The 25,905-nt window shown below is 54.1% G+C and carries 22 protein-coding genes and 1 riboswitch; of the genes, 7 read left to right on the top strand and 15 right to left on the bottom strand.

Annotated features, from left to right (window positions below; all coding sequences use genetic code 11):
- Positions 1–2: 2 nt before the first annotated feature.
- The 7 genes from BLR64_RS15950 to BLR64_RS15980 form a co-directional block, all read right to left on the bottom strand.
- Entirely contained in the window at positions 3–1,214 is a 1,212-nt protein-coding gene (locus BLR64_RS15950) for a glutathionylspermidine synthase family protein (protein ID WP_090715617.1), read from the bottom strand.
- A complete protein-coding gene (locus BLR64_RS15955; protein ID WP_415841081.1) occupies positions 1,211–1,939 on the bottom strand; it encodes a hypothetical protein in 729 nt (242 codons plus the stop codon). Before BLR64_RS15955 ends, BLR64_RS15950 begins: the two co-directional genes overlap by 4 nt.
- Before the next feature lie 28 nt (positions 1,940–1,967).
- On the bottom strand, positions 1,968–2,186 hold the full coding sequence (locus BLR64_RS15960; protein ID WP_167360698.1) for a hypothetical protein: 219 nt from the start codon (positions 2,184–2,186) through the stop codon (positions 1,968–1,970).
- A gap of 175 nt (positions 2,187–2,361) precedes the next feature.
- Positions 2,362–3,486, bottom strand: a complete 1,125-nt coding sequence (locus BLR64_RS15965) for a response regulator (protein WP_090715618.1) — start codon at positions 3,484–3,486, stop codon at positions 2,362–2,364.
- A 24-nt stretch (positions 3,487–3,510) separates the two neighbouring features.
- The gene (locus BLR64_RS15970) at positions 3,511–6,600 is read right to left on the bottom strand and encodes an ATP-binding protein (protein ID WP_090715620.1); all 3,090 of its coding nucleotides are present in this window, start codon (positions 6,598–6,600) and stop codon (positions 3,511–3,513) included.
- Positions 6,601–6,752: 152 nt separating this feature from the next.
- Entirely contained in the window at positions 6,753–8,057 is a 1,305-nt protein-coding gene (locus tag BLR64_RS15975; protein WP_090715621.1) for a nucleobase:cation symporter-2 family protein, read from the bottom strand.
- A complete protein-coding gene (locus BLR64_RS15980; RefSeq protein WP_090715623.1) occupies positions 8,051–8,656 on the bottom strand; it encodes a xanthine phosphoribosyltransferase in 606 nt (201 codons plus the stop codon). Before BLR64_RS15980 ends, BLR64_RS15975 begins: the two co-directional genes overlap by 7 nt.
- Before the next feature lie 200 nt (positions 8,657–8,856).
- Positions 8,857–8,960, bottom strand: a riboswitch (purine riboswitch).
- A gap of 277 nt (positions 8,961–9,237) precedes the next feature.
- Here BLR64_RS15980 and BLR64_RS15985 point away from each other — a divergent pair.
- The 3 genes from BLR64_RS15985 to BLR64_RS15995 all read left to right on the top strand — a co-directional run bounded on the left by BLR64_RS15985 (position 9,238) and on the right by BLR64_RS15995 (position 14,979).
- Positions 9,238–9,729, top strand: coding sequence for a hypothetical protein (locus tag BLR64_RS15985; protein WP_244157726.1), 492 nt, complete (start codon positions 9,238–9,240; stop codon positions 9,727–9,729).
- Between the two features lie 142 nt (positions 9,730–9,871).
- Positions 9,872–13,750, top strand: a complete 3,879-nt coding sequence (locus tag BLR64_RS15990) for a response regulator (RefSeq protein WP_090715627.1) — start codon at positions 9,872–9,874, stop codon at positions 13,748–13,750.
- Between the two features lie 53 nt (positions 13,751–13,803).
- Positions 13,804–14,979, top strand: a complete 1,176-nt coding sequence (locus BLR64_RS15995; RefSeq protein ID WP_090715630.1) for an ATP-binding protein — start codon at positions 13,804–13,806, stop codon at positions 14,977–14,979.
- A gap of 95 nt (positions 14,980–15,074) precedes the next feature.
- Here the strand turns inward: BLR64_RS15995 and BLR64_RS16000 are convergent, their stop codons facing one another.
- Complete coding sequence (locus tag BLR64_RS16000) at positions 15,075–15,473, bottom strand: winged helix-turn-helix transcriptional regulator (RefSeq protein WP_090715632.1); 399 nt, start codon at positions 15,471–15,473, stop codon at positions 15,075–15,077.
- 145 nt (positions 15,474–15,618) lie between these two features.
- Here BLR64_RS16000 and BLR64_RS16005 point away from each other — a divergent pair, with 145 nt between their 5' ends.
- Entirely contained in the window at positions 15,619–16,824 is a 1,206-nt protein-coding gene (locus tag BLR64_RS16005) for an MFS transporter (protein ID WP_090715634.1), read from the top strand.
- A 77-nt stretch (positions 16,825–16,901) separates the two neighbouring features.
- Positions 16,902–17,756, top strand: coding sequence for an aldo/keto reductase (locus BLR64_RS16010; protein WP_090715636.1), 855 nt, complete (start codon positions 16,902–16,904; stop codon positions 17,754–17,756).
- Here the strand turns inward: BLR64_RS16010 and BLR64_RS16015 are convergent.
- Both BLR64_RS16015 and greA read right to left on the bottom strand, forming a co-directional pair.
- Positions 17,753–18,688, bottom strand: a complete 936-nt coding sequence (locus BLR64_RS16015) for an AEC family transporter (RefSeq protein ID WP_090715637.1) — start codon at positions 18,686–18,688, stop codon at positions 17,753–17,755. The two genes, BLR64_RS16010 and BLR64_RS16015, sit on opposite strands and share 4 nt — an antisense overlap.
- 177 nt (positions 18,689–18,865) lie before the next feature.
- Positions 18,866–19,345: a transcription elongation factor GreA gene (gene greA, locus BLR64_RS16020; RefSeq protein ID WP_090715639.1), complete on the bottom strand. Its 480-nt coding sequence runs from the start codon at positions 19,343–19,345 to the stop codon at positions 18,866–18,868.
- A gap of 236 nt (positions 19,346–19,581) precedes the next feature.
- On the opposite strand from greA, the gene BLR64_RS16025 reads away from it, so the two are divergent.
- Together BLR64_RS16025 and BLR64_RS16030 are read left to right on the top strand one after the other, a co-directional pair.
- Positions 19,582–20,670 carry an ATP-grasp domain-containing protein gene (locus BLR64_RS16025; RefSeq protein ID WP_244157727.1) on the top strand — a complete coding sequence of 363 codons (1,089 nt, stop codon included), beginning with the start codon at positions 19,582–19,584 and terminating at the stop codon, positions 20,668–20,670.
- A gap of 13 nt (positions 20,671–20,683) precedes the next feature.
- Entirely contained in the window at positions 20,684–21,433 is a 750-nt protein-coding gene (locus BLR64_RS16030; protein WP_090715642.1) for an esterase family protein, read from the top strand.
- A 71-nt stretch (positions 21,434–21,504) separates the two neighbouring features.
- Here the strand turns inward: BLR64_RS16030 and BLR64_RS16035 are convergent, their stop codons facing one another.
- The 5 genes from BLR64_RS16035 to BLR64_RS16055 form a co-directional block, all read right to left on the bottom strand.
- Positions 21,505–21,792 carry a DUF6509 family protein gene (locus tag BLR64_RS16035; protein ID WP_090715643.1) on the bottom strand — a complete coding sequence of 96 codons (288 nt, stop codon included), beginning with the start codon at positions 21,790–21,792 and terminating at the stop codon, positions 21,505–21,507.
- Positions 21,793–21,809: 17 nt separating this feature from the next.
- Positions 21,810–22,883 carry a dual-specificity RNA methyltransferase RlmN gene (gene rlmN / locus BLR64_RS16040; protein ID WP_090715645.1) on the bottom strand — a complete coding sequence of 358 codons (1,074 nt, stop codon included), beginning with the start codon at positions 22,881–22,883 and terminating at the stop codon, positions 21,810–21,812.
- Between the two features lie 293 nt (positions 22,884–23,176).
- Complete coding sequence (locus BLR64_RS16045) at positions 23,177–24,562, bottom strand: polysaccharide deacetylase family protein (protein ID WP_090715646.1); 1,386 nt, start codon at positions 24,560–24,562, stop codon at positions 23,177–23,179.
- Positions 24,563–24,567: 5 nt separating this feature from the next.
- Positions 24,568–25,290, bottom strand: coding sequence for a hypothetical protein (locus tag BLR64_RS16050; protein WP_090715647.1), 723 nt, complete (start codon positions 25,288–25,290; stop codon positions 24,568–24,570).
- A 230-nt stretch (positions 25,291–25,520) separates the two neighbouring features.
- A complete protein-coding gene (locus BLR64_RS16055) occupies positions 25,521–25,877 on the bottom strand; it encodes a nucleotide excision repair endonuclease (protein ID WP_090715649.1) in 357 nt (118 codons plus the stop codon).
- Positions 25,878–25,905 lie beyond the last annotated feature (28 nt).

Here is a 25,905-nt window from a genome sequence, read left to right on the forward strand (position 1 = left end):
TCCTATTCAAGCTCACTCACTCCTAGCGCAATAAAATGACTGGCATTGCCTGTAATCGGTCCGCCAGCCCGCCCGAGCAGCCCGCAGGGCTTCCCGTTGATCACGAACATACCGGTCAGCAGGTGAAGCTCACCCTCGGAAGTATGGATCCGGGCAAGCTCAGCTCTTTTCTGGTATACGGTCGGGAACAAGACACTGCTGTCAAAGCCTTCCTCGTCCGCAAGCTCCAGCTCGCCGCTGTCATTGAACAGGCGTACAGATCCGCCCTCGCGGCCAAATACCGATTTGGACACGAAGCTTCCCGAGAATACCGGCTTGTTGTACGTCGGCAGAACATAGCGGGAGATTACCTGCCGCTCCTCCTCTGTGAACAGCAGCCCCAGCTCATACATGCCCCATACGGCGGCAACCAGGCCCTTGGATTGCAGCAGGATGCTGTGCGGCCCGTTGAACAGCTGAAGCCGCCCTGTCTCTACGGCGTAGGCAAGCGCATCGCCGCCTTCATCTACTGCCATCCATTCCTTGGGATACAGGGCAAACATCCGCTCAATACGCCGGTTCTGCCCGTCATACACGTTGCCGTTATCAATCCACAGCTCGAGGCAGTCCACACACATTATATCCAGACCGCTGTGGTGTACAAGTGCCTCAATGGTCCCTGAATCCTCCTGGTGGGTGCCGTAAGCAACACAGGCAGCGGTGTCCGGACGCTCATGGCCCCAGGCTGCAGCCAGCAGCTCTTTCATTTCCCCGTTCGGACTTCCGATTCCGGCCTGCTCACAGATCCACGGCGTCGCGATGGACGCTTCCACATATCCTGTCGGCGTGTCTGCGTTCAGCTCCAGCAGCTTGATCGTCCCGTCATCCGCTACGGCAAAATCAAACCGGGCATACCGGCTGATCAGCCCCGGTTCGGGCAGAGGTGTATCATCCAGCATCTGCCACAGTACCGGCGGAATGCCGAGCAGCTCATATAAATCCTGTCTGCGGTGGACATAACGCACTGCCTTATCCAGAATTCCCCACAGCTTCTCCGAGGCATCGGCCAGCTCCCTGTATGTCTCTGCTGACATTACAGCAATAGCGTCCAGCCAGTATTCCTCCTCCTCAAGATCGGCCCACGTGAATCCAAGCTCACGCAGCCGTTCTACCCGCGGCGCACGCTCCAGACCCGACTGGTCCAGCAGTTGAAAAACGCTGCTTCCCGGGCTCATCCGCCGAAACCGCTGCTTCTGCTTGAGCTCTTGGAGGATGAGCTCTTGGAGCTGCCTGATTTGACAGATGAGCTTGACTTGCTGCTTGAGCCCGATGAGGAGCCCAGTCCGCTTGATTTCCCGCCCACTCCGCCGGCAGAGGAGGAGCCTCTGCGGGTGATCGAGCCGGTTGAGGATGTAGATGTCTTCGGTTTAACGACTGACCCGGTGACCTGTTTGTTCTGAAAGCTTCCGCTGTTATACGTCGGCGGCTTATAGGTGGTCCGGGTGCCTCCGTAATAAGTGGGCCGGTCATTGTACCAGCCCCTGGAGGAGTAGTTGGATCCGCTGTTAAACAGCATGTGGTACAGCAGCAGATCATCCCAGCCGAAGCCGTTACTGTACCCGCCGTAATTGTTGATTACCGTCGTTCCGCCGGAAGAAACAACGCCGGTTCCCTCCTGCACGGTCTCCTCGGTATTCTCCTCCGGATAAGGAATGTTCCAGTCCACATTTGCGTCAAAATAGGCCTTGACCTCTTCAGTCGACCACGATACCAGCTGCGGCTCGCTGCCTGTGCTCCCGCCGGTGGCGTGAACGCCCCCGGGAACGAACATCGCATTTGCCAGCAGGGCGATGCCCAGAGAGGTTGACAGAACTCGCAGCGGCTTGCCTTCCGCGTTCAGCAATCGGGGCCCGCCGCTGTCCCTGGCAGGCTCCTTTGCCTTTTTCTCATCATTTTCCACAATCATTGCCTCCTTTCTCTAGCGCTGTCTAACCCTCAGTGCGCATCGGAACAAGCAGAAGCTCCAGCTTCCCTTGATCCACATTGAGTCTTCCTTCCACCGTCTCGTATTCCTTGCTGCCGACCACCAGGTAATTGACATGCTCCAGGGCGGTAATCATGTTCATGCTCCATACCCGCTCCTCAATGACGCGCAGGTCACCTTCAGGCAGCTTTTCAAACAAAATGACGCTCATTCCATTATCCACTAAATGACACTTCCTTCCTGTTAACTATTACGCTTCTGATACGCAAATATCCTCTTTCCGTTTCATCTTCCAAAGCACCTGTGTGCAGTTCCGGCGGAAGAAAAATAGCTGAACAGCAGCGCATATGGCAATGCGGGCAACTCAGCTACATAAAGCTACAGACCATGAATTTTTGCTAAAAGGCATTTTGAACCCAGCTGTCCATTATACTGCCCGGACCGATGCCCAGATCATTCTGCAGAAGCATTTTATAATGATCATAATGATTCCGGAATCCGGGGAAATCGCCTAGTGCGGCATAACTCCGCAAGGCCAGCCGGCAGATATCCTCCGAATAGGGGTCAACCTCCTGCAATGCGGACAACCGGGCAAGCGCCTGCCGCGGACGATCCGTATCCAGCTCATATTCAGCCGACCGCAGCGACATCTGAATATAATTGGCCTGCAGCTCCTTGCGCTTTGCCTCTGCCCAGTTGTAATGATGCTCACCCAGATAATCCCCGCGGTATAATGCCAGTACAGCCTCCCGGCGCTCCCAGTCCTGTTCGTCCTTCACGGCACCGCCCTGCCAGCCCTGTACGAACTGCTCCACGTCGAGCGGAGCATTTCCGGTGACCAGACGGTAGCGTTCCTGTGAAAATTCAACCGTGACCTCCATCCCCCACGTCTTGAGCAGCTTGCGGATGTGGTACACCGTTGTATGCAGATTGGTCACCGCCTTCTCCGGCTTGAAATCCGGCCAGACGAGATCCACAATCATATCCTTGAGCACCCATTGCCCGCGGTAGTGCAGCATCAGCGCCAGCACCTCCTGCGCTTTGCTGGTCCGCCAAAGCGTTTTTCTGCCGGCATCGTTCCTGTCCATGAATTCCAGCCGCTTGAAGCAAAGAATCCACGGGTTATCAGCCTGTTCCGCGGCAGCCGGCTGCGGAGCGGCCTGCTCCTCACGGCTGACCAGCCGCTCCAGCGTTTTGTTCAGCCGCTGTGCCGTGACCGGCTTCAGCAGATAATCCGCCGCATTCAGCTCAAAGGCATCAATCGCATAGTCACTGTATGCCGTGATATAAACAATCCGGATATTGCGGTCCACCTTCATAATATGCTCGGCTGCCTCCAGGCCGTTCATTTCCGGCATTCCGATATCCAGGAAGATGATATCGGCCTTCTCCTGCTCCAGATGCTGCAGCCCCAGCCTTGCCGAGGTATATTTACCGGCAACCTGCAGCCGTCCGTCTTTCGCAAGGAGCCGTTCAAGATGCTGCAGTGCGGGTTTTTCGTCATCTATTAATATTGCCCTCATAAGCCAGGTTCACCTCTTGTCAGGTCATTCGAGCACCGGGCCGGTCCGCGGAATAGCATAGGAAATCCGGGTTCCGGTGCCAGGCTCGCTTTCTATTATCAGTCCGGTACCATAAATCTTGAGCAGCCGCCGCTGGATATTTCTCAAGCCGATTCCGCCTTCGGTGCGTTCTTCAGACAGAATTTCGCCGATCCGCTCCCGGGACATGCCGATACCGTTATCCGTTACGGCTACCACCAGCTGGCGCGGCAGCAGACGGATCGACAGCGTGACGGTCCCGCCGGCTTCCTTCTTCATCAGCCCATGGTTCACGGCATTTTCCACGATCGGCTGAATGCTCAGCGGAGGAACCAGTTCCCGGATCGGGTCCGGAAGATCAAATTCGATTTTCAACCTGTCATCGAATCTTGCCTTCTCCAGAGCCAGATAGGAACGGACCAGTTCAAGCTCCTTCTCAATCGGCACGGTCTGCCCGCGGTTCTGAAAATCAAAGCTGCTGCGCAGATACATGCTGAGATCCAGCAGCAGGTCCGTGGCCTTGTCCGGATCATCAGGGCACACGGAGATAATGGCATTAAGCGCGTTATACAAAAAATGCGGCTTGATCTGCGCCTGCAGAAAGGCGATCTCCGTCTCCACGGACTTGCGGATCAGCTTGCGCATATCAAGCAGCGTCTGCACCCGGGCCCGGAATTCCCTCAGCTCCACCGGCTGGATCAGGTAGTCGTTAGCACCCGCTTCAAAGATAGCCTGAATATCCTCCGCACGGGTTCCCGCAGCCAGAACAAGAATCGGCAGCTCGGACAGGATGAACCGCTCCCGGATGGCCTGGCACAGAACCAGCCCCGGCATTTCCGGTATCGCCCAGTCCATAATAACAAGGTCGATATCCGGCTGCTCCTGCATCAGCAGCAGCGCCTGCGGACCGCTGACTGCCGTAATAACCAGATGACCTTCCAGCCGCAGGGCATTGGAGAGCACCTGGAGGTTAACCGGATCATTATCAACGACCAGGATGGTGCAGCATTCCGCGTCCTGCAGCAGCGCCGGTTCATCCGCCTTCAGCTCGGAGGCTGCGGCGGTTTCCCAGCCGGTAACCTCCAGATAATCGTCATTGAGAAGCACTGCCCGCTCCTCCATCACCGGCAGGGTGAAGCGGAATACAGTCCCTTGGCCAAGGGTAGACTCTCCTTCAATCATCCCGCCGTTAAGCTCTACAAGCTTTTGGGTAATGCTGAGGCCCAGCCCGTTCTCACGGTACAGCTTCTGGGCTGAGGCCCCTTGCGGATCATAGGCATCAAAGATCGTCCGCAGCCGCTCCGGCGGCAGTCCCGATCCGTTATCAGCCACCTGAATAACCACATATTTCTTTTTAACCTCAGCGGATACAGTAATCACACCCTGCTGGGTATAATTCACAGCATTTGCCAGCAAATTGAACAGGATCTGCGCCAGCCGCTGTTCATCCGTCTCAAGCAGCGGCAGCGACTCCGGCAGCTCCAGGCGGAAGCTGAGCTTGGGATTGCCCGTGACATGACGGGTAACCTCCATTACAGAGGATGCGACACTGCGCAGGTTAACCGCCTGCCGCTGCAGAAACAGATCCCCGTGGTTCAGCTTGGCGAAATCTGACATATCATTGATCAGAGCGGACAGCCTTTTCCCGGCCGATACAATCATCGACAGCTGTCCGGTCTGCTGGGCGGTCAATGGTCCTGCTGCCCCTTCTGCCATCGTCTGGGCAATATTGACGATCCCCTGCAGAGGATCTCGCAGCTCGCGGGAGGTATCAGCCATGAAATCATCCTTTAGCCCATCCAGTGTCTGCAGCCTGCGGGACAGCTGCTCTACTTCAAGGAAAGAGGCAGCGTATTGGCGGGTCATCAGAATGGCCTGAAAGAAGCCGAACAGGATAATTTCATAGGACAGCACATAGTAATGAAAGGGCATGCTGCTGAAGCTGACCAGATAAAAGATGATAACTACGCTGAGGCTCTCTATACTGACCATCATCATAAACCTGTTTTTGCGGTTCTGCAGTGTACCCGTAATCATAGAGTAAAGCACAAAGCTTATGGCAACAACGCCCCAGGTTAGCAGCAGCCCTTCCAGATAACTGAAATACTGTGCCGGAACGAACACGGCAATCAGCAGCAGCACTGCCGTAATTGCCCTTGATGCCTTCATAACCGCCTGAGGCATCGGATAATTGATTGAATTAGCCACATAGCGGAGCAGGTAATAATAAACCAGTGTGGAGGATGCCAGCTGGAGCTTCAGTACAATTTCATACGACAGTCCGGGAAGCACGGCGGCAATGAGCTTTTCACCATGCGTCAGAATATACACCAGGGCAGCGATGCTGAACAGGCCCAGGTACAGGGTAATCCCCCGGCTGGCCTTTACCTTGGAGAACATCAGCAGAAACAGGGCCAGGGCAAAAAAACCGAATATGGTTGCCCCGTCGACAAACAAGGCGAACTCCCGGTGCTTCAGGATCGATGCCTGATCACCGATAATAATCGGCTGAATGATGCCGCCGGAAGAATAGTTATAGTTCGCCACCTGTACAATAATCTCCAGCCTGCTGCCGTCTACACCGGCAAATCCCATATAGGGAATATTGTTGGCCTTGCTCTCGGAAGGGGAGGATGCCGGCAGGCCGCTGTTTCCAATCTCCTGGCCGTTCAGGAAGATCTTGCTGGCCATCCGGATATTTAGCGAACGCAAGCCGTATACGACTGACTTGCCGTCAGGAATCATGGCCTGCAGGCGGTATGTGGCATAGCCCTTGGCCTGGCTGGTACCGTCATCTGCCAGGTAGTCGTTCCATTTATCCGGCACATTGATCATCGCGGATACTTCGGGAGCAGACCTCCCTGTACGGGCAGGCTGGAAATCTTCCGGCGTAAGCAGCCTGCCGCGGTAAAACTCCCACTCCCCGTTCAGCTTCAGCGCCCCGTCCTGCCGGAAATCCCAGTCCCGCAGATCGATTACCCCCTGCCTCGACACAGGCAGCACCTGAGAACCCGTTAAATTCTGAAGGATGGAGAACAGCGGCACTATGCAGACCAGCAGCAGGCTGGCCAGCACGCTCAGCCAGTACTTCCTCATACTCAGGGCCCCCTCCTAAAATTCAAGCTTATAAAAATTTAATATTTTCCAAAAAATTATACATTGGAATGCTGTTATAAAAAAGAAAAAAACCGATCCCTTATATTTCGGAATCGGCGGCTGATCTTGTTATACTTCAAAACTGGTAAGTTTTATTTCAATTCGGGCGCTGCAGCCGGTGCTGCCGCGCCGGTGTGATCCTGTGATCTGGAGAGGAAAATATTCAGGACAATCGCTGTCAGGGAACCCGATACAATCCCGTTCTGCAGGAGCATTCTGGCAAACTCCGGCAGCTGGTCGAACATGGAAGGCAGGACAGCCGAGCCGAGGCCCACGGCAATACTGCAGGCGGCAATCAGCAGATTCCCGTCCTTGCGAAGATCAACCTCGGACAGAATCGACATTCCCGAGGCGGCAACGGAACCGAACATAACGATCATCGCACCGCCCAGCACGGCATTGGGCACAACGGTGGTCAGTGCAGCCAGCTTGGGAAGCAGACCCAGCACCACCATAATCCCGCCCGCAGCGAAAATGACATTGCGCGTCTTGACACGGGTCAGAGACAACAATCCGACATTCTGTGAAAATGCCGTATAAGGGAATGCATTAAAAAGGCCGCCCAGCATGATGGCAAGCCCTTCCGAGCGCAGGCCGTTTACAATCTGCCGGTCTTCCACTTTCTGGTCTGTAGCCTTGCCGACTGCAAAATATACGCCGGTCGATTCAACCATGGATACAATATTGACGATAATCATCGTGAAGATTGCCGTTACGCTGAACTGCGGCCAGCCGAAGTAGAAAGGCTGGGCAATGCTTACATAAGATGCGGTGCCGACAGAAGAGAAATCAACGATCCCCATAAAATAACCAATGGCTGTTCCGATGACGAGACCCACCAGTACGGAAACAGAACGCAGGAAGCCGGTTGCCAGACGGTTCACGGCAAGGATAACCAGCAGCGTAATCAAAGCCAGCAGCAGATTGCGCGGCTGTCCGAAGTCAGGGCTGCCCTGTCCGCCGGCCACATTGTTCATGGCAACAGGAATAAGCGAAAGCCCGATGATGGTCACCACAGATCCGGTAACGACTGTAGGAAAGAATTTCAGCAGTCTGCCATAGATAGGGGCCGCCAGTACAACGAACAGGCCGGATATAATGATTGCGCCATAGGCGGTCGCGAGATTTGAGCCTGAAGCAATGGCAATAATCGGGCTGACGGCAGTAAAGGTACAGCCCAGCACGACCGGCAGCCCGCTGCCGAAATACTTGCTGCCCATTACCTGAAGCAGTGTGGCCAGTCCGCAGGTAAACAGATCAGCTGCGATCAGATAGGCCATCTGCGCCGGACTCAAATTCAGTGCGCCTCCGACGACCAGCGGTACAATAACAGCTCCGGCATACATGGCCAGCACATGCTGCAGCCCCAGAGCGAAAATCTTTTGCTTGCTTAACATCCTGCACTCTCCTTAATCATCTCTTCATTTGCAATAAAATGAACTTCTCCCGGAGCCATGGACGAGATTCTTGCCAGTGCATGCACCGCAATCCCCTTCTTCTCCAGCAGGCTCCGCCCTTCCTGAAAGCTCTTTTCGATCACGCAGCCGACACCCAGCAGCTGTGCGCCGGATTGCTCCACAATATCGGCCAGGCCCACCAGCGCTGCGCCGGTGGCAAGGAAATCATCGATAATCAGCACCTTGTCATCCGGTCCGAGATAGTTCTGCGAGATGCTGATTCGGTAGTCCTCCTGGCGGGTGAAGGAATGCACCGGGGCCGAATAGACGCTTTCGGACAAGGTTACAGCCTTCTTTTTCTTGGCATAAATAAAGGGAACCTTATATGCAATCCCCGCAGCCATCGCGAACTGTATACCGCTGGCTTCAACCGTCAATATTTTGGTAACCGGCAAATCACCGAACACTTCCCTGAACTCCCGGCCGATCTGCAGGGCAAGCCCGGTGTCCACCTGATGATTCAGAAACGAGTCCACCTTCAGCACGGTATCCGAGAGAATCCGGCCCTCTTCTCTAATGCGTTCCTCCAACACTTTCATAATGGCAGCTTCTCTCCTTCAATAGTCGTGGCAGCTGAGTGACCGGCAGAAACAAAAAAAAGGACAGATTCACTTGAGCGTTTCTCTCAAGTGAATCTGTCCTTCTGGGTTTTTATCCCTAAGCGGTGTAACACATCAGCAGTGTCCGCATCGCTTGGACCAGCCTTCTGCCGGCCGGACGACAGACAGAAGCGGAACCCTAGATGCGCTATTTCACTCATAGTCGGATATTTACAGTGGTTATCCGGTAGAAACTTATGGGCCATATTCCCAAGATTATATGAGTTGTTATATGAATATCCGTAGTTAAACCTTCGTATATCTTACACGCTCTGTACGCTCCTTACAAGCCCCCAATTTTGAAAATCAGTCATTAATTTTGACAATTTTTCATGTAATTCATCTATTTTCATCCAACCTGTAGGCAGGCGTTGATTTCGTGCTCCGCCGGACCCGTATTGCTCACGCATTTTCCGCCGGCGCATTAATGATATAGAAGTCCAAACGGGAAGGCACGATGCAGATGGCTAAGCAGAAAAGACGGGATTCTGGTCATCATTCAAAAGGGAAAACGGCGGATTGTGACCCGCACTCCGCTTGCAGGGGTCGGCCGGCTGGTGTTTGTGATCAATAACCAGTATACTAATGCCGCCAATACTACACAGATTGCCAGCGGCGCAGGGCGCAGCAGTGCGGGCGGGAGCAACTCGGCCATCGCCTCCCCCTATACCCGCCAGCAGCAGAGCGTCGGCGCCGGAGGAGATGCGGTTAACCGCGGCAGCAAAGGCAAGAGATACCGGGGACGCCATAACGCTCGGCTTCCGCTGATTGCCGGGGGCAAGGAAATCGTCATTGTGGTTAATAACCAGACAGTGAAGCTGCCCAAAGGCAGCCAGAGCTCCTCTGCTACCCAGGTAGGAAGCGGAGGCGGCACATACAGCACGGGCGGCACCAACTCGGCTATCGAGAGCCCATATACAAGACAGCAGCAGGCGGTAGGCGGAGGCGCAGGCGGCCATGCCGTAAACCGGGCATCTTCCGGCCGGAAACAGGCCCGCAGACGCCCCCGGTAAAGGGTAAAAAAGCAGTTGTCATAAAAACGCCAGATAATCAGGCTAATTTTTGGTTTAACTGGCGTTTTCCTGCGTTTCCTCTATCATCCCTTCTCTATTAAAAGTATAATTAATAAAACTAGCTAGATAAAGGCGGGCGAGCATGAAAATAAAACAACAGATTTGGTTAGCAGCTGTTACTTCCATACTGCTGCTCAGCAGTATGATCACTATAGCAATGATCTATCTTGAAGGAGCACCTCTATATCTGGTCTTAGGAACAGGTGTAGCAGGTGTTCTGCTCTGTGCCTATTTCATGACACAGATTCACCGTAATGTAACGCAGGGCATTGAACAGATCAGGACGATATCCGAAGATATTGCCGGCGGCACACTCGATGCCTCGGGAATGACTACCCGCAGTGATGAATTCGGGCAGCTGGCCCAGTCCTTTTACCGACTGGGAGTTGACCTGCATCACAAGACTGCCGAGGAGCGCATTCTGCGCCTGAAGGCCGAGGATCAGGCCTGGATCAACACAGAGGTCTCGGAGATGGCACTGCGCCTTCAAGGCTCCGTCCATCTGCAGACTGCAGCGCGCATCTTCATCTCACGGCTGGCCACAGCTGTCGGCGGGAGCTATGGCGCCATGTACATGCTCCAGCACAACCGGCTGCAGTTCACGGCCGGCTATGCCTTTGATGAGGCCTCTGTAAGCCGTGAACCATTCGCACTCGGCAGCGGGCTGGTGGGCCAATGCGCGGTTGACAAGCAGATGATTATCCTGAACGATCTGCCGGAGCATTACGTAAGAGTGCACTCCGGACTGGGGGAAGCCCCTCCGTCGACACTGATTGTACTTCCGGTTCTTTATGAGAATGACGTTGTCGCCGTAGTTGAGCTGGCCACCTTGAAGGAACTCGGCGACAAGGAGCGGCAGTTGATCGAGCGGACCGGCCAGAACATGGGGGTACTGATTAATACCCTGGCTGATGTTGCGCGGATTGAAGAGCTGCTTAACCACACCCAGCTGCAAAAAGAAGAGCTGGAAGCCCAGACGGAAGAACTCCAGGCACAGACCCAGGAGCTGGAGGCGCAGACTGAGGAGTTAATCGCCCAGACCGCGGAATTAGCTACCTCCAACAGCAATCTGCAGCACCAGATGGAGCTGACGGCACGCCAGAAAGAGGAGATTCAGGATCAGGCGGACGAGCTGCTGGCCCAAACCGAGGAACTGGCTGCCTCCAACAGCAGCCTGCAGGATCAGATGAAGCTTACCGCACAGCAGAAAGAGGAAATCCAGGCGCAGGCCGATGAGCTCCTCGCCCAGACCGAGGAGCTGCAGGACCAGAAGGAGCAGCTTCAGGCTCAGGCACAGGAGCTCCTGGCCCAGACCGAGGAATTGCATACCTCCAATCAGAATCTGCAGCACCAGATGGAGCTGACCGAACGGCAGAAGTCGGAAATCGAAACCCAGGCAGCCGAGCTGCGTGAGCAGATGGAAATCACCGCACGGCAGAAGGAAGAAATTCAGGAGCAGGCCGATGAACTGTTTGCGCAGACCAGAGAGCTGCAGGATCAGAAGGAGCAGCTCCAGGCTCAGGCTCAGGAGCTCGAAGCGCAGACGGAGGAGCTGCTGGCCCAGACGGAAGACCTCCGCGAGCAGATGGAGCTCACAGCCCGGCAAAAGCTTGAAATTGAAGGACAGGCTGCCGAGCTGCGCGGGCAGATGGAAATCACCGCACGGCAGAAGGAAGAGATTCAGGTGCAGGCCGATGAGCTCCTTGCACAGACCAGAGAGCTGCAGGATCAGAAGGAGCAGCTCCAGGCTCAGGCTCAGGAGCTCGAAGCGCAGACAGAAGAGCTGCAGGTCCAGACCGAAGAGCTCGCTGTCTCCAACAGCAGCCTGCTGCAGCAGATGGAGCTGACAGAGCAGCAGAAGGAAGAAATCAAGGTGCAGGCGGAAGAAATCTTCATGGCTGCCCAGTATAAGTCTGAATTCCTGGCCAATGTATCCCATGAGCTGCGTACACCGCTGAACAGCCTGCTGATTCTGTCCCAGATTCTGGCCGAGAACAAAGAGGGCAATCTGGATGTCAAGCAGCTGGAATATGTGCACACTATCTTCTCTGCAGGTAAAGATCTGCTGCAGCTGATCGATGAGATTCTTGACCTGGCCAAGCTTGAAGTCGGTAAAATGACGCCTGTGCTGGAGCCGGTGCCGCTGCAGGATATCAGCAGCCATCTGTACCGCCGGTTTGAACAGCAGGCGAAGACCAAGCATCTGCGCTTTGACGTTCATTGTGACAGCAGGCTGCCTGAGCATCTGCTGACCGACGGACACAGGCTGCAGCAGATTCTGAACAACCTGCTTTCCAATGCCCTTAAGTTTACGCCGGAGGACGGCTCCGTCTCGCTGTCGATCCGGACAAGCGGGAGCGAGATTGTCTTCGCTGTCAGCGATACCGGCATTGGCATTCCCGCCTCCAAGCTGGAGAGTATCTTTGAGGCCTTCCAGCAGGCGGACGGAACCACCAGCCGCAAATACGGCGGTACGGGCCTCGGCCTGACCATCTGCCGCGAGCTGGCCGGCCTGCTGGGCGGAAGAATCGAAGTCGATTCCGTCGAAGGCAAGGGAAGCACCTTCTCGCTGCTTCTGCCTGCCGAGCTGCCTGATGAGCTTGCCCTGTCCCAGGCCGCTTCCACCTTTGCTGCAGCAGCCAGCCAGGTATATGAGCCGGATTCGGCTCCTGCCGCTAAAGAGCATCCTTCATTCCGTGAATCCTTTGTTCCGGACATTTCGATTTCCAATCCGAAACTTCTTCAGTATGCGGAGATGGATGATGACCGGAATAATCTCGAGAGCGGTGATACCCTGCTCCTGATCATTGAGGAGGATGCGGAGTTCGCCTCGATCCTGCTTGATCTGGCGCGGAGCAGAGGCTTCAAGGCCATTGTGGCTTTCCAGGGCGACCAGGGCCTTGCCCTCGCCCATGCCTACAAGCCGGATGCCATCCTGCTCGACCTGCATCTGCCGGTACTCGACGGCTGGGCCATTATCAGCCGGCTGAAGAGCCGTCCGGAGCTGCGCCATATTCCGGTCCATGTTATCTCCACTGCAGAAGAGAACCAGCAGAGTCTGGCGATGGGTGCTCTTTCCTTCTGGAAGAAGCCGAGTGACCAGACAGAGCTGGAGACAGCTTTCCTTCAGATAGAGACTTATATCCGCCGTCCGGTCAAGAGCCTTCTAATCGTGGAGGACAACCAGGTGCTGCGCAGCAGTCTGGTGGAATTCATTGCCCATCCGGACGTCAGGGTGGTCGCCGTCGGCACCGGCCGCGAAGCGCTCGAGCAGCTGAGCAGCCATCATTTTGACTGCATGGTGCTCGATCTTGGACTTTCGGATATCAGCGGCTTCGATCTGATGGAGCAGATCAAGACCAACCGCAAGCTGCAGACACTGCCGGTCATCATCTATACAGGCAAGGATCTCAGCAAAACCGATGAGCAGCGCCTGAAGCATTATGCCGAGAGCATCGTCATCAAGAATGTGCGCTCAATGGAACGGCTGTATGATGAAACAGCATTGTACCTGCACCGCAGACACGCCGACCTGCCGCCGGACAAGCAGCAGCTGATCGAGAAGCTGCATAACCCGGAAGCGGCCTTTGCCGGCAAGCAGATTCTGCTGGTCGACGATGACATGCGTAATATTTTTGCGTTATCGAGTGTGCTTGAGGGTTATAATATGGAGATAAGCTTTGCCCAGAACGGCCTGGAGGCGCTCGCGCATCTGGAGCAGCATCCGGAAACCCAGCTTGTGTTCATGGACATTATGATGCCGGAAATGGATGGTTATGAGACGATGAAGCGGATCCGCGAGAACCCGGCTTATGATCATATCGTTATCATTGCCCTGACCGCCCGTGCGCTGGAGGAGGACCGGACCAAATGTCTGCAGGCCGGAGCCTCGGATTATATCTCCAAGCCAATCAACACTACCCAGTTGGTTACTGTATTAAAGGTATGGTTAATCCAATAGCTCTAACTAATCGCCATCTGTCATTGTCATTCTAACTTGTCTTGGGAGGAACTATGGATTATCCTGTTAATATTTTGATTGTAGATGATCGTCCCGACGAGTTTCTCTCTGTTCAAGCTCTGCTTGCGGATAAACCGTACCGGCTCGTACATGCCACCTCGGGGATGGATGCCTTGAAGCACCTGCTGGAGCAGGAATTTGCCCTGATCATTATGGATGTCCTGATGCCCGATATGAACGGTTTTGAGACAGCCAAACGGATCAAGATGCGCAAAAAATCAAAAGATATTCCGATCATCTTTCTGACCTCGCTCACCTCGGAGCTGGAGAATTATATGATGGCCTACACGGCGGGAGCTATAGATTTCCTGACCAAGCCGTTCCATCCGCTGGTGCTGAAGAGCAAGATTGACGGATTCGTCCGCATGTTCCAGACCCGCAAGGAGCTGCAGCTCAAAACGCAGGAGCTGGAGTCGGCCAATGTCGTGCTCACCGAGCTGAAGGATACGGCCGAGGTGGCACTGCGGATCAAAAGCGGCTTTCTTGCCATGATGAGCCATGAGATCAGAACCCCGCTCAACGGGATCATCGCCATGTCTGATATGCTGCGGACCTCGGAGCTGTCATCAGATGATCTGGAGATGGCCGATATTATCCATACCAGCGGTCATGCCCTGCTGTCGGTAATCAACCATATCCTGGACTTCACCAAGATTGAATCCGGCAAAATGGAGCTGGACTACGAGCTGTTTAACCTCCATTCCTGCCTGAAGGAAACGCTCGACCTGTTCAGGGCGCTGGCGATGGAACGCAGCCTGGCACTGGAGATGCGGATTGACCCCAACATCCCCGCCCTGCTGGTAGGAGACTCCAACCGCTTGAGACAGGTGCTTAACAACCTGATCGGGAATGCCATTAAATTCACCGCCAGCGGCAGTGTAAAGGTGCATGCCCGTCTCAGACAGGCGATGGACGGCGTACTGCAGCTGGAATTCTTGGTTGAGGATACCGGCGTAGGAATTCCGGACGATAAAATGAAATATCTGTTCCAGCCGTTTACCCAGGTTGATGCAACCATTAACCGGAAATTCGGCGGGACCGGCCTTGGCTTGTCCATCTGCAAAATGCTCGTCGAGCTGATGGGCGGCACGATCTATGCCAGAACAGGCATGGAGCAGGGTGCAGCCTTTGTGTTCACCATTCAGGTCACGGAAGGCAGACCGGATTAAGCTCCTTTTTTCTCCCCTACCAAAAAAACCGCAAGTCTCCGGGAAGGAGCACTTACGGTTTTTTTGTGTCATCATTCAGCTTATCCGCGGAATAACTACAGCTGTTCTATACCGTCCGGCTGGTCTTCCAGGTCCTTATGGTTCAGCACATTGTCCTCCAGCACAGCGAATTTATCACCATACTCCCTGATAATATGCCGTTCGCCCCAGGCGCACAGCGAATCAAGAATGGTGCGCAGCGACTGTCCGTATTCACTCAGCTCATATTCCACCTTGGGCGGCACCTGATTGTAGCTGATCCGGTTAACAATGCCGTCCTCCTCCAGCTCGCGGAGCTGCTGAGTGAGCATCTTTTGTGTAATGTTCGGCATATGCCGCTTTAAATCACTGGTCCGCAGCTTGCCGTGGGTCAGATGGCAGAGAATTACGCATTTCCATTTGCCGCCGATCACTTCCAGAGTAGCTTCAACGGAGATATTATATTTTTTGGACATGGGGTCCTCCTAAAGGTTTTGTTAGCATGCTATAGGTACTTTTTAGTACCTATAGTACTTTCAAGTACGTACTATCCACTTCCGCCTACATGCTTCATAATAGCATTTACCGGCCGGTGATTACCATACTACAGGAGTGGAAAACATGTCCCTGAATCAAAAAAGAAGCACGCTTGCGCTGCTGGCGCTTGCAGTCAGCGCTTTTGCTATCGGAACAACCGAGTTTATCAGTGTCGGGCTGCTGCCGCTGATCGCTGATGACCTGCATATATCCGTAACGGCGGCTGGACTGACGGTCACCCTCTACGCTCTCGGCGTTACCTTCGGGGCGCCTGTCCTGACTTCCCTGACAACGGCGGTGTCCCGCAAAACACTGCTGCTGGCGCTGATGATGCTGTTCATTCTCGGCAACAGCCTTGCAGCCGCTTCAAGCGGCATTGCCCTGCTGCTGACAGCCCGGGTCATCTCCGCCTTGTCCCATGGCCTGTTCATGTCAATCGCCTCGACGATCGCCGCAGATCTTGTGCCGGAGAACCGCAAGGCCAGTGCCATCTCGATCATGTTCACCGGCCTGACCGTCGCCACCGTAACAGGCGTACCGCTTGGCACGCTGCTGGGACAGCACCTGGGCTGGCGGGCAGCCTTTGTCGCTATTGCCGCTGTTGGTGTTGCTGCACTTGCCGCCAATCTGCTGCTCATCCCTTCCGGATTACGCAAGGGTCAGCGTACACCCCTCAGCGAGCAGATCAAGCTGGTGACGAACGGGCGGCTGCTGCTGGCTTTTGCCATAACAGCCCTCGGATATGGCGGCACCTTCGCCGTCTTCACCTATCTGTCTCCGCTGCTGCATGAAATCAGCGGCTTCAAAGAGCAGACCGTTGCCGTAATCCTGCTCGTTTATGGCTTAGCGATTGCCGCCGGCAATATTATCGGCGGCAAAGCCGCCAATCATAAGCCGATGAATGCCCTGTTCTATATGTTCGCCATGCAGGCAGTTGTACTGCTCATCCTGACCTTCACAGCTCCGTTCAAAACCGCCGCACTCATCAGCATCATCTTCATGGGGCTGCTCGCATTCATGAACGTACCCGGGCTGCAATCCTATGTTGTAATGCTGGCTGACCGCTACGCGCCTGGAGCCAGAGACATTGCCTCTGCGGTTAACATCGCCGCCTTCAATGCCGGCATCGCCATCGGCGCCTATCTAGGTGGAATGGTCACAGAGCAGCTGGGCCTGATTCATACAGCCTGGGTGGGGTCGGTCATGGTGCTTGGAGCGGTGGTACTTACCGCGCGGAGCCGTTCGCTCGAGCGCAGAGATGAACAGCTGACGCATCGTACAACTGCCTGATGGGGAAGTATCCATTTATTACACTGCAAGATCAACTAAATCCGGATTATACTAATCCGTCTCGGAGGTTATTTCTAATGACACAGCATACAGCACAGCATTTGCAGGATACAACCGTATTAACGGGAGGCGTAAAGATGCCGTGGCTCGGCCTGGGCGTATTCCAGGTGGAGGACGGCGAAGAGCTGGTGCAGGCGGTCAAATCGGCCATTGCCCACGGCTACCGGAGCATTGATACAGCGGCCATTTACCAGAATGAGCGGGGAGTAGGACAGGCTATTGCCGAGGCACTGGCGGAGAACGGCCTGCGGCGTGAAGAGCTTTTCATCACCTCTAAAGTGTGGAATGCCGATCTTGGCTATGAGGAAACGCTGGCCGCCTATGAGGCCAGCCTGGAAAGACTCGGCCTGGAATATCTGGATCTGTACCTGATCCACTGGCCGGTGAAGGATAAATACAAAGAGGCCTGGAGAGCACTCGAAACGCTCTTCAAGGCAGGCCGGGTTAAAGCGGTCGGGGTCAGCAATTTCCAGATTCATCACTTGGAGGATCTGCTGAAGGATGCGGAAATCCGCCCGGCAGTTAACCAGGTCGAGCTCCACCCCTACCTGTCCCAGCAGGCGCTCAGAAGCTACTGCCGTGAGCAGGGCATTCAGATCGAGGCCTGGTCGCCGCTGATGCAGGGCGGGTTGCTTGATCAGCCTGACCTGCAGAGCATCGCTGCCAGAGCCGGAAAGTCAGTCGCCCAGGTTATTCTGCGCTGGGACCTGCAGCACGGCATTGTTACGATTCCGAAGTCAACAAAGGAGCTGCGGATTCAGGAGAACGCCGCGCTGTTTGATTTCGAGCTGAGCGATGAAGAAATGGCCGTCATCGACGGCTTAAACCGTGATCAGCGGGTCGGTCCGGACCCGGATAACTTTGATTTCTAAGGCTGGACACTACCCACCGCCGTAATCAGCACCGGCAGCACCAGGAAAGAGGCCAGCGTGGTCCAGACGATGCAGCGCGACACCAGTGAAGGCGAGCTGCCGAACCGCTCAGCCAGCACGACAGAGTTGACGGCGACCGGCATGGAGGCCAGAACCAGCAGCACCGAGAACAGGGTGCCGGAAATATTCAGCAGCAGCAGGACCAGCAGGGCAATCAGCGGTGACAGCAGCAGGCGGACGGACAGGCCAGTCCAGAAGGCCATCTGCACATTGCGTTCGGTGTGGCCGGCCTGGACCCTGACCATTTGGGCGCCGAGAATCGCCAGGACCACAGGCGAATACGCACCTGCTACCATGGAGACGCCTGAGGCCAGCTCCTGCGGCAGCTGCAGGCCAAGCCCTCTCAGCAGCAGAGCGAGCAAAGCGGCATAGACGGCGGGAAGGGCAAAGACGGACTTCACTGCGCTTTTTACATTAAACTGTGACCGGGCTGCAAAATAGACGCCGATCGTATTCACGATCACCATCTGGACGATCACATAGACCGAGGCCTTGTCGAGTCCAAGCTGGCCGAAGGCCAGCAGGACAAGCGGCAGCCCGTAATTGACGCTGTTTGTGAAGGTGGAGATCAGGGTCAGCCCGGCTGCCTCCGGCGGAGCCAGCTTCAGCAGCCTGCCGAGCACCAGCGACACAACCCACAGGAGCAGCAGATTTAACAGCGCGAAGGCAATCGTCTGATATACATCGCCAAAGGAAATTTCGGCATTAGCCAGCGTATCCAGAATGATCGCCGGGGTCAGAAAGTACAGATAAAGCGTCAGTAACGGCTTGGTGTCCAGATTCTTGTAGCGGGCCAACAGCGCCCCTGCCGTAACGGGGATGGCCAGCGGCACGATAACCTCCACTAAGGTCGATAATACCTGCTGAATCACGTTCCAGGACTCCTCTATGCTATAGTTATTCCCTACTATACCCCTGGAAGCAGGCAGCGTCCAAGATTTGGAGACAATATGCTTAATAGACAACGCCTATGGAGAGACTGAATACTATAGGCAGGCACACCAAAAAATCCCTGTCCCCGGAATACCGGGAAACAGGGATTTCTGTCTTTAATCTGCTTTGATCTCCAGGAGCTCATATTGAATGACACCCATAGGAGCGTTGACTGCTATAACATCGCCGACCTTTTTGCCGATCAGCTCTTTACCCAGCGGGCTTTCATACGAAATCTTGTTGTTCAGCACATCGGCCTCAGCGGGACCGACTACTCTGTATTCAATCTTTTCGGCGAACTCCACATCGTTAAGGATGACAACGGTGCCTACACTCACGGTACTCAGATCCACACTGCTGGAGTCGACGATCTGCGCCTTGGTCAGCATCTTCTCCAGGATCATGATGCGGGTCTCCATGAAGGACTGATCTTCCTTGGCCGAATGATACTCGCTGTTCTCCTTCAGGTCGCCATAGCTGATCGCCAGCTTAAGCCGGGCTGCAAGCTCCTTGCGCCCTACTTCCTTAAGCTCTCTAAGCTCTTCCTCAAGCTTGGCCAAACCTTCTTTGGTCAAGAATACTTCTTCATTGGACATGATCACAACTCCTATTTTTGCCTGCTTTATTGTATTCTACCCTATATTCGTGTTCTGTAAAAGGATTGACGAAAAGCAGCGCAGCTGGTAGATTAGATTAAATTAATCACACGGATTGACTCGGAATTACATTTTAGCCAAAGGGGCTGGTCACCATTAACTTTGTTTTCTTTTCCCCTCATTTCCCCAGAAACAGTGCTGATTTCTGTATCCAGCTGCAGCGCCAGGGGGTGTTCGTGCTCGGGATCGGCGATGCCGAATATGATCATCTGGAGGATCGGCTGCAGCTTGCGCTGACGGAATACTATAAGGTATCGGACCTCGAAAATTACGAAGAAATTTTGCGGGCTGTCGGCTATTTCACCCATAAATACGGTAAAATTGACCGGTTTGAGTCGCTGAATGAATACTGGCTGGAGCAGGATGCCGCGATCCGGACCGATTTTAACATCTACGGCACCAAAAACGATTTCGTCCAGAACCTCAAGCAGAAGTCCAGGATGAAGGAATTTTTCCGTAAAAGCGGGGTAAGCACCGTCCAGTTCTCGACCGGAACCACCCGTGAAAGTGTGAATGAATTTATTCAAAGCGCCGGATTCCCGCTGGTGGTGAAGCCTGACCTCGGCTCAGGAGCCAGCAACACCTTCAAGATCAGTAACGAAGCTGAGCTGCAGCATTTTTTTGACCACAAGCCTGCGGATGTTTCGTTTATTATTGAGGAGTTTATCGACGGAGTGATTCTTACCTATGACGGTCTGGTTGATCGAAATGGAGAGGTACGCTTTGCCGTCAGCCATCTGTTTGAGAACAGCGTCATGGACGTCGTGAATACGGACAACCATCTCTATTATTTTTGTCTGAAGGACATTAGTCCGGAGGTTGAGGAAGCCGGAAGAAGCATCCTGAAAGCTTTTGACATCAGGGAACGGTTCTTCCATATCGAGCTGTTCAAATCGAATAAGGAAGGACGGATCATCGCGCTCGAAGTGAATATGCGGCCGCCGGGCGCCTGGATGACGGATGCCATTAACTTCTCCTATGATGTGGACGTGTATAAGGAATGGGCAGGGATGGTGGCCAGGAATGAGGTCGGCGGCCCGTATGAAGGCAAGTACTACACCGGCTATGCCAGCCGCAAGCGGCACAAGCACTACACCCACAGCCATGAAGACATTTACCGTACCTATGGTGATAAAATCGTAAACTACGCAGAGATCGAAGAGGTGTTCAGCAGAGCGATGGGCAACAGCGCCTATCAGTTCCGCTCCCCGGACCTTGAGACTGTCAGAGAAATCGTGAAGTATATACAACAAGAAGAAGGATAGGATGTGCTTACGGATGAAGACAAGCTACCGCAAGGAATACAGCCGTCACCTGAACAGGGACATGGAGTATAAAGTATACGGCCACGCCGGCAAACCGATGCTTGTCTTCCCCACCTCGCTTGGCCGGTTTTATCAATATGAGGACTCGGGGATGATTGCGACCCTCTCCAGTTTCATCGAAGCGGGCAAGCTGCAGATCTGGGCCTGCGACAGCATTGATGAGGAGACGTTTTTCTCCTCCCACTGGAACCATGAAGATAAGGCGGTCCGGCATGAGCAGTATGACAAATACATCACGCAGGAGCTTATTCCCGCTATCCTCCATGAGAGCAAAGGGAACAACGGCGGACATGATCAGAAAATCCTGATTTCCGGCTGCTCGATGGGCGCCTATTACAGCGGCAGCTTCTTTTTCCGTTATCCGCACTTTTTCGATACGCTGATCGCCCTGAGCGGCGTGTATTCCACTTATTACTTCTTCGGCGATTATATGAGTGAAAATGTCTATTACAACTCTCCGCTCCATTACCTGCCGAACCTTGCGGATGAGGATTACCTGAACGAGTACCGTAGCAGCAGGATTATCCTGTGTGTCGGCCAGGGTGCCTACGAAGATGAAATGCTGCATGAAACCCGGCTGATCGAGGAGCTGCTTACGCGAAAAGGCATTCCGGCGCAGGTGGATTACTGGGGGTATGATGTGGATCACGACTGGTACTGGTGGAACAGGCAGATTTATTATTATATAAGCGGCGTTTTGTAAAAATATTTACGCGAGCAGAAAGCCCCGGAGCCTTGGCTCCGGGGCTGCTTGGTTGTTAATGTGGCAATAGGTTACTCCGGCAGATGCTCCTTGCAGAACTGTGCCAGCTCGGCTTCCTCTTCATCCTCCAGGTCGAACTCCAGCAGTCTGCCGGTAGTTGTCTCCAGCAGATCGTAAGTGACCAGCACCGCTTCACCCGCTTCTGCCTTGACTACAGCACGTACAGATACCCCGTTCTCCTCGAACAGCTCATCCTCTTCCGGAATATCCAGATTAATCATGAACTCATACCGCTTGCCGCTCAGAATGCCAAACGGATCTTTAACATCCTCGACCGTATAACTTGTAAATATCAGCACATACGAACCTTCTTTCTTTAGATAGCTTCCTGGGTCTTCTTGATCTGCTTGCTGCGCAGCTGTCCGCAGGCGGCGTCGATGTCCACTCCATGCTCCAGCCGTGTGCTGACGCTGACTCCCTGCTTCTTCAGGGTATCAAAGAAGGCTCGCACCACTTCGCGGTCCGTCCGCTGGTACTGGCTGTGCTCATCGACCGGATTGTACGGAATCAGGTTGACATTAACCAGCTGCCGGCGGTGCTCGCCGATCAGCTCGGCCAGCTCAAGCGCATGCTCCTGCCGGTCATTGATATCCTTCAGCAGAATATATTCCAGCGTAATCCGCCGGTTCGTCTTCTCCAGATAGTAGTCAATCGCCGGCATCAATTTCTCCAAAGGAATGGCGCGGTTAATCTTCATGATCGAGGTCCGCAGCTCGTTATTCGGCGCATGCAGCGAGATGGCAAGATTCACCTGCGTGTTGGCATCAGCAAATTCTCTGATTTTGCCGGCCAGGCCGCTTGTCGATACGGTGATGCCCTTGCCGGCGATCGCAAGTCCCTTATGATCCTTGACGGTTGTCAGGAATTTCAGCAGGTTCGTGAAGTTATCGAACGGCTCGCCGATCCCCATGACTACAACATGGCTGACCCGCTGGCCCAGGCCGGCCTGATCCAGATGCAGCTGGACCTTCATGATCTGCTCGACAATCTCTCCGCTCGACAGGTCACGGCTCTTTGCCAGCAGCCCGCTCGCGCAGAAGCTGCAGCCGATGTTGCAGCCGACCTGGGTGGTCACACAGACGGACAGGCCGTATTTTTGCCGCATCAGCACGGTTTCAATCAAATTGCCGTCATACAGGCGGAACAGGAACTTGACGGTACCGTCAGCTGACTCCTGCTTCACATGCTCCTCCATCGTCTGAAAGACAAAATGCTCGGACAGCAGCCGGACGCATTCCTTGTTGGCCTCTGTCATCTCTTCAAAATCAGTAACCCGTTTGCGGTACACATATTCCCAGACCTTGGCAGCGCGGGACTTCTTATGCCCGTGCTCCATCAGCCATGACGTCAACTCTTCTAAAGTTAATCCATAAATGGATTTTTTATCCATGGTTTACCTCTTTTCAAAACATTAAAGTTAAATCCGTTCCAACTTTCTATTGTAGCTTTCATAGCCTTATATGCCAACAACAATATCTTCTCATTCTCTCAAATTTTACTTATTAAAACAAGAGCAATCCGCACTCCGGGAGCTTCAATTGCAAGATTACACAAAGCTTTCACAGGAGCGCTGATATAACAAACGTTTATGCACATAAAGAAGCAGCGTGTCCTGTAGAAGAAGCAGCGCTCCTGCTTCTTCTACAGGACACGCTGCTTGTACAGTTGGTTATTCAGGCTGGATTATTTAAAAACAGCAAACTTTAGCCCCCGCCCTTTCAGATAGGCAATGATTTCGGGAAGCGCCTGCAGGGTCATTTGCTTCTCATGCAGCAGATATATGCCGCCCGACGGTTCAGATTCCTTGAAGTAGTCAAGAATATCCTCCGGGCCTGCCGCTTTCCAGTCCTCCGGGTCACGGTTCCAGAGCAGAACTTTTAGCCGCCGGCTGTCCGCCTCTTCGGCGAGCCGGCTGTCCGCCTCTTCGGCGAGCCGGCTGTTCACCGCTCCATAGGGCGGCCTGAAGATTGTAACTGGTGCAGCTGTAAGCTGTTCCAGCGACCGGCTTGCCCGTTCCAGGTTAATCCGGTTCTCCTCTGCCGGGTTAGCTGTCATATCGCTGTGATCCCAGGAATGGTTCCCGACCGGCATGCCATGCTCATCGGCATAGCGGACCGCCCCGGGATTACGGCTGACATTCACGCCGATGAACAGGAAATTTGCCGCCACCCCTTCCTTCACCAGAATATCTACCAGCTGTCTGGTATAGGATGAGGGGCCGTCATCAAAGGTGAGGGCTACGTAGCCCTCCGGCAAGCTGTAGGTATAGCTGTCTCCGGAAAGCTCAATCGTCTCATAAAGCGCCTGCGGCTGCGCGGACTGGTCCACCGGTGCCGGAGCAGCCTGGGCCACGCCCGAAAGCGGAAGCAGCTGTAGCCCTTCCGGGCGGATTGCTTCCGGTGCCTCTGATACGTTATGTACGGGTTCCTTAGCGGCAGCAGCAATGCCAGTACCTCCCGTCCTCTCCCTGTCCGCCGCTGATGCACCTGAGGATGCCGTGTCTGCATTCGTATTCGTGTGCCTGGCTTCAACGCTGTCTGCAAACAGCCAGGTCTCTCCCACATCCATGCGCAGCAGGAGCAGAACCAGCAGAAAACCGAACATCAGGCCGCGCAGCAGAACCTTCCGTTTATATTTAGAACCTGGTAGCGCCGCCTGCTTATACCCTGACAGCACAGGCATGATGCGGGCATCCGCCGCAGCCTCCTGCCGGTCCATTTGCAGGGAGAGAGCATATTCCTGTGCCTTCAGCTCAAGCAGCTGCCGCCCGTAGCTCTCTGAGCAGTCAAAGTAGAGGGTTTCGCTGAAGGTGTCCCTTATCCTGATCAGACAGCTGAAATACGTACGGCGGAAAGGGTCCCATTTCATGTATAACGACAGCCGCACCTTATGCCCGCTTAAGGGGCCGAGTGCAGCGATTTGCAGATATGTATGTTCATCAATGCTGAGTATATGTCTTCTGCAGCTGTCCCGGCGGGTTATTCCAAGCTCCAATTGACAGCTTCCGTCCCGGTTGCCGAGCGCCAGCAGTTCGGCCAGCAGGCCGGTGTTATCATCATGTGCAGCCATACCCGTTATGTATCCCCGTATTCTTCATTACGCTCTGCGGCAGCACTGCCGGCACTGAAGGGAACAGTCATCCGGCTCGTAAAATCACTGATCATTCCGGAGAGGTAAGCCTTCTCCTGCCGCACTGTTTCGTACTTCTGCCGCAAATGCCCGTTTTCTGTCTCCAGCCGGCTGATCCGGTCCTCCAGCTCAATAATCCGCTTGTGCTTATCCACATGGGCTTCATGATGCTTCTGCATCAGCTTGGCGTACTTCTGCTGCTCCAGATCAATCGTGCTTTTGAGCTCATCGGCCTTGGCTGACATTGTGTCCTGAAGCTCGCGGTGATCCTCCAGCACCTGGTCCATTTTCAGATTCTTCTCGGCCAGGCGCTGTTCCAGCTCCAGAATATCCTTCTCCCGGTCCTCAATGACCTTGTTCAGATATCTAAGATCCTTGCCGAGCCGCTCAATATGGCTGTTAGAGTGGTTCAGCCGGTCCTGAAGCTCATAATTGCTTGATTCGGCATGCGCTCTGGCCTGAATCATCTGTTCCACCGCAAAAATCAGATCCAGCGATTTCTTATCCAGCTGTGTTTTGCCTGCCGAGATCAGGCCGTCTGTGCTGTCATTGTGCCCGCTGCTGTCCGGCTCCCCTGCAGTTGCTTCCTCCGCCTGCGGCACCGCCGCTGCTCCGGGATTCAGCGTCCGTTCTGCTGCATCCTTTTTCCTAAAAAAAGAACCTGCCATCTATCCATCACCTCGAGATAAAATGTCAAAAAATGTCGAGCATTTACGAGATTATTATAGATGATTTACCTGGTCCGGAAGTGAGCCGAATTGTCTAACTTTCCGTTGTATATCCAAAGGACCATCTTCCTCCAAAAGGGATAATTACCCCAGTCTTTAGACCGACAACCGGTTGCCGGCACAGCAAAAAGCGCAGCCCGAAAGGACTACGCTCATCTGCACAGGGCAGTTTATTTATAGAGTACCTTTTCTACATTGTATTTTGCTCTTAGCTTGTTCACAATGTACGTTTCATAGATCTCCCGGTCCACCGGATCTTCCACGATGCAGACCTCAATCTTGGTTACTTCATCCCGGTGAGGCTTCATTACAGAGACATTATCCTCGAAATGCTTTTTGATCCGCGGTCTAAGCTTTCTGGCTTTGCCTACGAACAGCAGCTCGTCCTTATCGTTATAGAACATAAAGATGCCGCCTGCCTCCCGCGTAATCAGGTGAAAATCGGTAAATCCGTAAATATGGCTCAGCACCGGGTTCTCTTGCTTGATGATCGTAACATCCGGTGCAGGAATTGTAATATTAATCATTCGTGCTCACTTCCCTTTTTTTACTGGA

This window comes from Paenibacillus typhae (assembly GCF_900099765.1).
Taxonomy (GTDB): domain Bacteria; phylum Bacillota; class Bacilli; order Paenibacillales; family Paenibacillaceae; genus Paenibacillus_AQ; species Paenibacillus_AQ typhae.

Coding starts and splice junctions, on each gene's coding strand:
- BLR64_RS15950 (WP_090715617.1), bottom strand. CDS start 1,214: ATGAGCCCGGGAAGCAGCGTTTTTCAACTGCTGGACCAGTCGGGTCTG.
- BLR64_RS15965 (WP_090715618.1), bottom strand. CDS start 3,486: ATGAGGGCAATATTAATAGATGACGAAAAACCCGCACTGCAGCATCTT.
- BLR64_RS15970 (WP_090715620.1), bottom strand. CDS start 6,600: ATGAGGAAGTACTGGCTGAGCGTGCTGGCCAGCCTGCTGCTGGTCTGC.
- BLR64_RS15975 (WP_090715621.1), bottom strand. CDS start 8,057: ATGTTAAGCAAGCAAAAGATTTTCGCTCTGGGGCTGCAGCATGTGCTG.
- BLR64_RS15980 (WP_090715623.1), bottom strand. CDS start 8,656: ATGAAAGTGTTGGAGGAACGCATTAGAGAAGAGGGCCGGATTCTCTCG.
- BLR64_RS15990 (WP_090715627.1), top strand. CDS start 9,872: ATGAAAATAAAACAACAGATTTGGTTAGCAGCTGTTACTTCCATACTG.
- BLR64_RS15995 (WP_090715630.1), top strand. CDS start 13,804: ATGGATTATCCTGTTAATATTTTGATTGTAGATGATCGTCCCGACGAG.
- BLR64_RS16000 (WP_090715632.1), bottom strand. CDS start 15,473: ATGTCCAAAAAATATAATATCTCCGTTGAAGCTACTCTGGAAGTGATC.
- BLR64_RS16005 (WP_090715634.1), top strand. CDS start 15,619: ATGTCCCTGAATCAAAAAAGAAGCACGCTTGCGCTGCTGGCGCTTGCA.
- BLR64_RS16010 (WP_090715636.1), top strand. CDS start 16,902: ATGACACAGCATACAGCACAGCATTTGCAGGATACAACCGTATTAACG.
- greA (WP_090715639.1), bottom strand. CDS start 19,345: ATGTCCAATGAAGAAGTATTCTTGACCAAAGAAGGTTTGGCCAAGCTT.
- BLR64_RS16030 (WP_090715642.1), top strand. CDS start 20,684: ATGAAGACAAGCTACCGCAAGGAATACAGCCGTCACCTGAACAGGGAC.
- rlmN (WP_090715645.1), bottom strand. CDS start 22,883: ATGGATAAAAAATCCATTTATGGATTAACTTTAGAAGAGTTGACGTCA.
- BLR64_RS16045 (WP_090715646.1), bottom strand. CDS start 24,562: ATGGCTGCACATGATGATAACACCGGCCTGCTGGCCGAACTGCTGGCG.
- BLR64_RS16050 (WP_090715647.1), bottom strand. CDS start 25,290: ATGGCAGGTTCTTTTTTTAGGAAAAAGGATGCAGCAGAACGGACGCTG.
- BLR64_RS16055 (WP_090715649.1), bottom strand. CDS start 25,877: ATGATTAATATTACAATTCCTGCACCGGATGTTACGATCATCAAGCAA.